Consider the following 593-nt stretch of genomic DNA (forward strand, 5'->3'; position numbering starts at 1 on the left):
CGCGTAATGTCGTCGGCGGCGTCAGAGGTGTAAAAGGGACAGGCCCTGGAACAGCTCCAGGCCGCCGGCGTGCGGCTGATCCTGTCCGGCCACCTGCACCGCGGCTATGTCCGGCTGCACCGCGGCACCAGCCGCGCCACCGGCCCAGGCGGCCATGCCCGGCCGGAGCTGCTGGTGGTCCAGGCCGGCTCGGCCATCTCAACCCGCCTGCGCGGCGAGCCCAACGCCTACAACCGGATCATCATCCAGGACGGCCACGCCCGCATCGAGCCCCGCCGCTGGAGCGGCTCCGCCTGGGTCAGCGCCGCGGCGCCCGCCTGGCCCCTGGAGGTGCTGGCGGAGCAGGCGAAGGCCGCGGAATAAGGTCGGGGAAATGAATTTCCCCCGCGCAGACGTATCCGTTTGCGCGATCTTTTTTCTGTCTGTTGGCCGTCGGGGACACAGTCGCTTCACCACAAGCGACACCAGGGCATCGCGGCGGGACGCCATTGCCTGGAATGGGCGCGCGCCGACAGGTCGTGCTGCTGATGGGCCGTTTCGCCCGCCGTCCCCACGTGGACATGGCAATCTGACAGAAAGAAGAAGGGGTCCAG

General features: G+C 69.1%; 1 protein-coding gene. It reads left to right on the top strand.

Annotated features, from left to right (window positions below):
• Nucleotides 1–69: 69 nt before the first annotated feature.
• Nucleotides 70–363 carry a hypothetical protein gene (locus BKE38_RS29450; RefSeq protein WP_207553729.1) on the top strand — a complete coding sequence of 98 codons (294 nt, stop codon included), beginning with the start codon at nt 70–72 and terminating at the stop codon, nt 361–363.
• Nucleotides 364–593 lie beyond the last annotated feature (230 nt).

The sequence above is a fragment of the Teichococcus deserti genome (genome assembly GCF_001982615.1).
Lineage (GTDB): Bacteria > Pseudomonadota > Alphaproteobacteria > Acetobacterales > Acetobacteraceae > Pseudoroseomonas > Pseudoroseomonas deserti.